The following is an 8,654-nucleotide window of genomic DNA, read 5'->3' on the forward strand; positions in this document are numbered from 1 at the left end:
AAAAGAGCCGCATCAGCGGCTCTTTTTACGTCAGATGACGATGACAGGGCCCTTACTTCTTCGCCGTCCGCCGCAACCGGTTCAGCAGCCGCCGTGCCAGTTCGCCGAACAGCTCGGTCTGCGTCGGGTGCGGGAAGATCGCCTTCGCCACCTGGGTCAGCGTCATCTCGCCGGCCACCATCATCACGCCGATTCCGATCAGGGTGTCGGTGTGATCGGCGAGGTAGTGCACGCCGATGATGCGGCCCGTGGCCTTGTCGGCCACCAGCTTGATCATGCCCTCGGTCTCGCCGGTGATCATCGCCTTGGCGTCGATGCTCATCGGCATCTTGGCTTCCACCGCGTCGATGCCCTTGGCCTTGGCCTGCGCCACGGACAGACCGACGAAGCCGGCCTGCGGGCGCGAGAAGGTGACGCCGCAGTCCTTGTCCTGGTCGTATTCGCTGCCGTGGCCGAGCAGGTTGTCGGCGGCGACACGGCCTTGCGTGGCCGCGGTGTGGGCGAGCATGTAGCCGCCGATGACGTCGCCGACCGCATAGATGTGCGGCGCACTGGTCTGGCAGCGTGCGTTGACCTTGATTGCTGCACCGTCGAGTTCGACGCCGATTTTGTCCAGATTCAGCTTGCTGGTGTCGGGGCGCTTGCCGGTGGCCATCAGCACGACGTCGCAATCGAACACCGACTCGATGCCTTCCTTGTTGGCGTAGCGCAGCTTCATCGCGCCCGGGGTGCCGCTGACTTCGTTGATGCTGGCGCTGGTGAGTACGGTGACTTCCTTTTCCAGCAAGGCGATCAGTTGCTTGGCAATTTCCTCCTCGGTTTCGGCGAGGATGCGTTCGTTACGTTCCAGCATCAGCACCTCGGTGCCGAAGTCGCGGAATATCTGCGCCATTTCCACGCCGATCACGCCGCCGCCGACGATGCCGAGTTTCTTCGGCGGCGTGGCGAGGTTCCAGATGGTGTCTGAGGTGACGACGCCGCCGGTTGCCAGGTTCTCGCGCGCGCCGGGAATCGGCGGCACGAAGGCGGGGGCGCCAGTAGCGATGACCGCCGCACCGAAGCTGACGGTGTAGGGCTCGCCTTCGACCGGGGTGATCTTCAGCGTGTGGGCGTCGGCGAATTCGCCATAGCCTTCGCGCACGTCGATCTTCATGCCCTTGTCGGCCTTCAGTGCCATGTCGCCGCGGCTGCTCTGTACCCAGCGGCGGTGCTTTTCCACCTGCGCCCAGTTGAGCGTCGGGGCGTTGGTGCCGTCGACACCCATTTCGGCGTCGTGCGCGCGATTGCGAATGACGTCCGCAGCGGCGCGCCAGGCTTTGGACGGGATGCAGCCGCGCCACAGGCATTCGCCGCCGGGGAAGGGTTCGTTGTTGACCATCATGACCTTGATGCCATGATCGGCCAGGTCGCGGGCGCAGTCCTCGCCGCCAGGGCCGCCGCCGACGATGACCACGGGGAAGTCCCAGTTGCCTTCGGGAATTGGCGAGACGGGCGCGCTGACGGTTGCTGCCTGGCCGGTGACGGCTTCAGCGGCGACAGCCGTGCCGCCCGCCATCCAGGCGTCGGGCGCTTCGATGGTCTGCTTCAGGGTCGCAAGATACAGCGCCACGTCGGCGCCGTTCAGCACACGGTGGTCGCCGGTGATGGTGAACGGCGTGCCCTGCGGGCCGTTTGCGGCGATTGCCAGGATCGCGGAGATGCCGGGGGTGGGGATCGCGGTGAAGTGCGACACGCCCAGCATGCCCATGTTGGAAATGGTGAAGGTGGGGTTGGAATACTCGGCCGGGGCCAGCTTGCGCACCCGTGCGCGCTCGACCAGGCCGGTCCAGTCGTTCTGCAGCGCCTCCAGCGGCTTCTTCTCGATGCCGTGCAGGATCGGCACGACCAGGCCGCCGTCGTTTGACATCACCGCCACGCCGAAGTCGTGGTTGCTGCGCTCGACCAGCTTGTCGACTGGCTGGTAGGCCCAGTTCATGCGCGGGAATTTCGCCATCGCCACCGAACAGGCCTTGGCGATCGCCACCGTCACCGAGACCTTCTTGGCCTTGGCGGCGGCGGTCAGCGCGGCGGTATCGATGTTCACCGTGACGTTGAAGGTCGGCAGCGTGAGCGAGGCGGTCATCGCGTGGGAGACCGCCTTTTCCATCGAGGTCATCGCGCGGCCCTGGCCCGGTACGTCGACCTGCGGCAGTGAATGCGCGACTTCCTGCATCGAGGGACGAGCACGCGCCACGTCGGCAGCCACGATCACGCCGGACGGCCCGGTGCCGGCCAGACCGGTGAGATTGACGCCCAGCTGCGCGGCGACCTTGCGTGCATAGGGACTGGCCTGGCGGCCAGCGGGGCGCGCCACCGGCGGCACGTTGCCAGCCGCGGAGATATGCGCGGGCGCGGCCTTGGGCGTAGGAATGTGCGCCGGCTTGTCGGCGGCCGGCGGTGCCACCTTGTGGGTGTTCTTGACCTTGTGGTCGGCGCTGATGGTGACACCGGTATCGTTGGCCTTGGCGACGTCGTCGACGATGAAGGCCATCGGATGGCCGACTTCGACCACGCTGCCGACGTCGGCGATCGGGCCGGAGAGGAAGCCTTCCTGGAACACCTCGACGTCCATGATGGCCTTGTCGGTTTCCACTGTGGCGACGATGTCACCGCGCTTGATGACGTCGCCCGGCTGTTTTTCCCAGGTGACGACCACGCCCTCGATCATGGTGTCCGAGAGTTGCGGCATCACGATCGGCGTGCCGGCATGGTGCGGGATCATCTCGGTCTGAGCCTGTTCTTCCACCACTTCGCCGGCGGCAATCGCCACGTCGCCCGCGGTGTCGGTGATGTAGCCGAGTGCGGCGCCGACGGCGATGGTCGCGCCGACGTCAGCCAGCGGACCGGCCAGGTAGCCGGCCTTGAACACTTCGACGTCCATGATGGCCTTGTCGGTTTCCACCGTGGCGACGATGTCGCCGCGTTCGACCTTGTCGCCCGGCTGTTTTTCCCAGGTGACGACCACGCCCTCGGTCATGGTGTCCGAGAGCTGCGGCATCGTGATGGCGTAATGTTGGGACATATGTATTTCCGTGATGGGTTAGGGGTGAGCGGCGAGGCGGGCAGGGCGCAACTGCACCTTACCTCTCACTTCTCACGCCTTGCCAAAGAGCTTCAGTACCGCCTTGACCACGTCTTCATGATCCGGGATCGCCGCTTTTTCCAGCGTGTGGTTGTAAGGCTGCGGTACCAGCGCCGAATGCACGCGCACCGGCGCGGCATCCAGTTCGAAGAAGCATTCCTCGTTGATGATGGCAATGACTTCGGAGCCGACGCCGACCGGCGCTTCGTCTTCTTCGGCGATGACGGCGCGGTGGGTCTTGCTGACCGATGTCTTGATGCCTGCGCGATCTAGCGGCGACAACGAATAGAGGTCGACGACCTCGGCCGAGATGCCGTATTGCTTGTCGAGGATCTCGGCCGCCTTGAGGCACCAGTGCACCGAAATGTTATAGCCGAACAGCGTCACGTCGGTACCCGAGCGCGCGATTTCGGAGCCTTCCAGCGGATGGAAGTATTCGCCGTCCGGCACTTCGCCCTTCATGTTGTACATCAGTTCGTGTTCGTTGATGAACACCGGATCGTCGCAGCGGATCGCCGACTTCAGCAGACCGTAGGCCTGCTTGGGGTTGGACGGCGTCACCACGCGCAGGCCGGCGATACCCATGAACACCTTCTCCATGCGCGCCGAATGCTGGGCGCCGAGCTGGTGCGCGGCGCCGCCGGCGGAGCGGAACACGCACGGCGCGGTCAGCTGGCCACCCGACATGTAGCGGACCTTGGCGGCGGAGTTGAACATCTGGTCCATCGCCAGCCAGGCGAAGTTGACCGACATGATTTCGATGACGGGACGCACGCCGAGGAAGGAAGCGCCGATGCCGAGACCGGTGAAGCCGCCTTCGGAGATGGGGGTGTCCATCACGCGCAGCGGGCCGTATTTTTCGTACAGGCCCTTGGTTGCCTTGTAGGTGCCGCCGGCCACGCCGATGTCCTCACCCATGCAGATGACGAGCGGGTCGCGCGCCATTTCTTCGTCGTGGGCGCGCTGGATCGCTTCCCAGTACATGATGTTTGCCATGCTGTCTTTTCCTTAAAACCTTAAGCGGCCTTGCCCGTGAGCCACGGGAGCTGGGTTGCGCGATCGGCAAAAACGTATTTCTCGAGATCCTCGACGCGCGGTTCGGGCGATTCCTCGGCGAACTTGATCACTTCGTTCTCGATGTAGGCGTCGGTTTCCTTTTCCAGTGCCTCGAAGTCGGCCATGGTCATGGCACCGTCCTTGATCAGGCGGTCGCGCAGGATGAAGATGGGATCGCGCTGCTTCCACAGTTCTTCCTCTTCGCGCGAGCGGTAGCCGCGCGAATCGGACATCGAATGGCCGCGATAGCGGTAGGTCATCAGTTCGAGGAAGTAGGGACCGTTGCCCGAGCGCACATGGTCGACCGCCTTGCGGGCGGCTTCGTAAACGATTTCGATATCCTGGCCATCGCATTCGTCGGCCGGGATGTTGTAGGCGGCGACGCGCTTGTGTTGGTGCACCACGGCGGTGGAGCGTTCGATCGAGGTGCCGATGCCGTAGAGGTTGTTTTCGCAGACGAACAGCACCGGCAGCTTCCACAGTGCCGCCATGTTCAGCGTTTCGTGGAATACGCCCTGGTTGTTGGCGGCGTCGCCGAGGAAGCAGATGGCGATCTCGTCGCCCCCCTTGAGCTGGATCGCCTTGGCGATGCCGGCGGCGAGCGGAAAGGGGCCGCCCACCAGCGCGTAGCCACCCATGAAGCGCTTGTCGCCGTCGAAGATGTGCATCGAACCGCCGCGTCCTTTGGAGGAGCCGGTTTCCTTGCCGTACAGTTCGGCCATCACGGCCTTCGGATCGGCGCCGCACTTGATCGCGTGAACGTGGTCGCGGTAGCCGGTGATGACATAGTCATGGCCGGGGCGTGCGGCTTCCATCACGCCGTTGCAGCAGGCTTCCTGGCCGGGGTAGAGGTGGAGGAAGCCGCCGATCTTGCGTTCGATATAGGCCTGATAGCAGCGCTCTTCAAAACGGCGGTGCAACACCATTTCGCGCAGCACGCGTTTCTTGTCTTCAATCTTCATTCGGTTACCCTTGGTGGATGGGCTCGGAAAAAGCGCCGGAAAAATTCAAACGCGCAATTATCCGGTAAACCCCGCCAACCATCAAGAAAAACGCCACCCCCAAGGAACCCACATGCTGCCTAAACTCGCTGAAAACAAACAGGAAATCACGGCCAAATCGCTGGAGGGAGCAGGCCATGCACTCGTGCTGCTGCCGGTGTCGAAAACCCTGCCCGACGTGCCGGGCAGCGCCGAACTCAAGGCTGTGATGAAGCGGCGCGACCTCAAGGTCGACGCGCTGGCCAAGTCGCCGGTGGCGGTGCAACTGGCCGGCGGTACGCTTGCGGTGTTCGCCATGCTCAAGGCCGATGCCAGCACCTTCGAAACCCATGAACAGGTGCGCAAGGCGCTTGCGCACCTGATGGCCGAGCATCCCAAGTCATTGACGCTGGCCGTGTTCGGTGAGGATGCATTCAAGGCCCGTGCTGCCGAGGCGGCGGTGTATACCGCGCTGGTCAACGCTGTGCCGCTGCCGTCGCGCAAATCCAAAACCGACACGGTGCTCAAGAGCATGCAGTTGTTCGGCTACACGTCGTCCAGCGGCTTTGCCCGCGCGCAGGCCTTGGCCGAAGGCAATCTCCTGACCCGCAGCCTCACCGTGCAGGGGCCGGACGAACTCACGCCCGGCGTCTACCGCAAACGGATCAAGGCGCTGGCCAAGCAGTACGGCTGGACCGTCGAGGAATACAGCTTCGACAAACTGAAGAAGATGGGCGCGGGTGCCTTCTGCGCGGTGGCACAGGGGTCGCCAGCCAGGGACGCGGCGATCGTGCGCATCAGTTACAAGGGCAAGTCTGTCAAAGACAAGCCGGTTGCGTTCGTCGGCAAGGGCATCTGCTTCGACACCGGCGGCCACAACCTCAAGCCTGCCAAATACATGCAGGGCATGCACGAGGACATGAACGGTTCGGCGGTGGTGCTTGGCATCCTCGCCACGGCGTCGAGGCTGAAACTGCCGGTCGCGATGGACGGCTGGGTCGCGCTCGCCGAGAACCACATCAGCCCGCAGGCCTACCGGCAGAATGAAGTGGTCACGGCACTGAACGGCACCACCATCGAAGTCGTCCATACCGACGCCGAAGGCCGCATGGTGCTGGCCGATACGCTGACGCTGGCGGCCAAGGCCAAACCCGTGCTCATCGCCGACTTCGCTACGCTCACCGGCTCCATGCATTACGCGCTCGGCAGCCGCATGTCCGGCGTGTTCGCTACCTCCAGCGCGCTGGCGCACTCGGCTTCGCGCGCGGCGACGGTGAGCGGCGAACGCATCGTCGTTTTTCCCTATCCCGAGGATTACGACAGCAGCCTCGATTCGACGGTGGCCGACGTCAAGCAGTGCAGCATGGAAGGTGAGGCCGATCACATCCTCGCCACCCGCTTCCTGTCGCGCTTCGTCGGCGACACGCCGTGGCTGCACATGGACCTGTCCGGCCATAACTGCAAGGGCGGGCTGGGCGCGGTGATGAGCGACGCCAACGGCTTCGGCGTGGCGTGGGGACTGGCATTGCTGGAAGGGCTTCAGGCGTAAGAAAACCCCCACTCGAGCGGTGACCATGACGCCGTATCCAGGCAGCGTTGCCATCGAGCCTCTCTACGTCGACGACACCCTGCTGGTATTCGACAAGCCCAGCGGCCTGCTGGCCGTGCCGGGACGCGGCGCCGACAAGCAGGATTGCCTGAGTGCGCGGGTGCAGGCCCGCTATCCCGATGCGGTGATCGTGCACCGGCTCGACATGGCCACGTCCGGCTTGATGGTGATGGCGCGCGGCGCGGTGGCGCAGCGCGCACTGAGCAAGGCCTTCGCGGCACGCGAGGTGTCGAAGCGCTACGTCGCAATCGTGGCCGGCAGACTGGACGCTGCGCCGGGCGGTTGGGGCACGATCGACCTGCCCATCATTGTCGACTGGGCCCGGCGGCCGCTGCGGATAATCGATCATATTCATGGCAAGCCCAGTCTCACCCGCTGGCGTGTACTGGAGATCGACGAAACCGGCGCGCACACGCGCGTCGAACTCGAACCGATCACTGGACGCTCGCATCAGTTACGCGTCCATCTGCGCGAGTTGGGTCATCCCATCCTGGGCGATACCCTGTATGCGCCGCCGGATGTGCAGGCCCAGGCTGGGCGTCTGCTCTTGCATGCCTGTGCCCTGCGCTTCGCCCATCCGCTGACCGGTGAAGCGCTCGAATTTGAGCGTCCCGCACCGTTCTGACAGGCATCGATCTCATCGGGCCTTGCCCATTCCAGTGCGGCACACTGCCGTCAAACGCGGTCACACCGTTGTCATGCGGAGCAAGTACATTCCCCATCCTTTCCGCTCCGCGCCCGGAATTCGACAGTTCAGGAGATCCGTAGCTCGTTCAATACATAGGTAGGAAATGTCGCTCGCAAACATGAAAATTGGCGCCAGAATGGGCGCCGGATTTGGTCTGGTTCTGGTCTTGGTGCTGCTGATCGCAGTGTCCGGCCTGATTCGGATGTCGCAGATCCAAAGCCATCTTGGTCAGGTAACAGGTGATCACATGGTCAAGATCAAACTGGTCGGCACCATGCGCGATGCGCTGCAAACCACTGCCATCTCGGTCCGCAATCTTGTCCTGCTGACGGACGACAACGCCATGGAAGCCGAAGCGAAGCGTGTCCAGGCGCAGCGGATGCTGTATGCCGAGGCAAGCAGGAAGCTGGCCGCCATGGTGACGGGCGACGAGGAAAAGTCGCGGCTCGCCAGGATCGCGGCGGCGCGCGCAAAGACCGATCCTCTGCTCGACAAGGCAATGGGGTTTGCGCTCGGCAACCCCATTGCGGCGACCCAGGTGCTGGTCGATGAAGTCCGCCCGGCACAGGATCAATGGATCAAGGCCCTGGAAGACATGGCCCGGCTCCAGGAAAAGGGAAGCGCCCAGGCCGTGGCAGACGCGGAGGCGGTCTATGCCAGTGCACGTGTGTTCATGCTTTTCATGATGGTCTTGTCGCTGCTGCTCGGCAGTCTGGCCGCCTGGCTGATCACGCGGTCCATCACGGTTCCGATCAAGCATGCAGTGAAGCTTGCCCAGACTGTTTCAACTGGCGACCTGACGCAGCGTATCGACGTTCACTCCACGGATGAAGTTGGCCAGCTGATGCAGGCGCTCAAGGACATGAACGCCAGCCTGGTGACCATCGTTGGCCAGGTACGGACCGGCACCGAGACCATTGCCGTTGCCTCGCGGGAGATTGCTTCTGGCAACGCCGACCTGTCGTCGCGGACCGAATCGCAGGCCTCGAGCCTGGAAGAGACGGCCTCCTCGATGGAAGAGCTGACCAGCACCGTCAAGCAGAANGCCGAGAACGCCCGTCAGGCCAACCANCTGGTTGTTTCCACNGCCGACGTTGCCGCCAAGGGCGGCCAGGTCGTCGGCCAGGTCGTCGACACCATGGCCTCCATCAAGGACAGCTCGCGGAAGATTGCCGACATCATTGGCGTCATCGACGGCAT

The 8,654-nt window shown here is 63.8% G+C and carries 6 protein-coding genes; 3 read left to right on the forward strand and 3 right to left on the reverse strand.

The genetic code is table 11. The annotated features are described in order from the left end of the window. Positions 1–52 precede the first annotated feature (52 nt). The 3 genes from B058_RS0111640 to pdhA form a co-directional block, all read right to left on the reverse strand. Complete coding sequence (locus B058_RS0111640) at positions 53–3,061, reverse strand: FAD-dependent oxidoreductase (RefSeq protein ID WP_018508667.1); 3,009 nt, start codon at positions 3,059–3,061, stop codon at positions 53–55. Between the two features lie 72 nt (positions 3,062–3,133). Further along, positions 3,134–4,117, reverse strand: a complete 984-nt coding sequence (locus B058_RS0111645; protein WP_018508668.1) for an alpha-ketoacid dehydrogenase subunit beta — start codon at positions 4,115–4,117, stop codon at positions 3,134–3,136. 20 nt (positions 4,118–4,137) lie between these two features. Continuing rightward, a complete protein-coding gene (gene pdhA / locus B058_RS0111650) occupies positions 4,138–5,139 on the reverse strand; it encodes a pyruvate dehydrogenase (acetyl-transferring) E1 component subunit alpha (RefSeq protein WP_018508669.1) in 1,002 nt (333 codons plus the stop codon). Between the two features lie 112 nt (positions 5,140–5,251). Between pdhA and B058_RS0111655 the strand changes: the two genes are divergently transcribed. From B058_RS0111655 to B058_RS0111665, 3 genes are all read left to right on the forward strand, one after another. Further along, positions 5,252–6,706: a M17 family metallopeptidase gene (locus B058_RS0111655; RefSeq protein WP_018508670.1), complete on the forward strand. Its 1,455-nt coding sequence runs from the start codon at positions 5,252–5,254 to the stop codon at positions 6,704–6,706. Positions 6,707–6,731: 25 nt separating this feature from the next. After that, positions 6,732–7,391 (forward strand): RluA family pseudouridine synthase, encoded by a 660-nt coding sequence (locus B058_RS0111660; protein WP_040724332.1) that lies wholly within the window; start codon positions 6,732–6,734, stop codon positions 7,389–7,391. A gap of 199 nt (positions 7,392–7,590) precedes the next feature. After that, positions 7,591–8,654: MCP four helix bundle domain-containing protein (locus tag B058_RS0111665; protein ID WP_245539301.1), on the forward strand; the 1,064-nt coding region annotated here is incomplete at its 3' end.

This window comes from Thiobacillus thioparus DSM 505, assembly GCF_000373385.1.
In the GTDB taxonomy this organism is placed as follows: Bacteria; Pseudomonadota; Gammaproteobacteria; order Burkholderiales; family Thiobacillaceae; genus Thiobacillus; species Thiobacillus thioparus.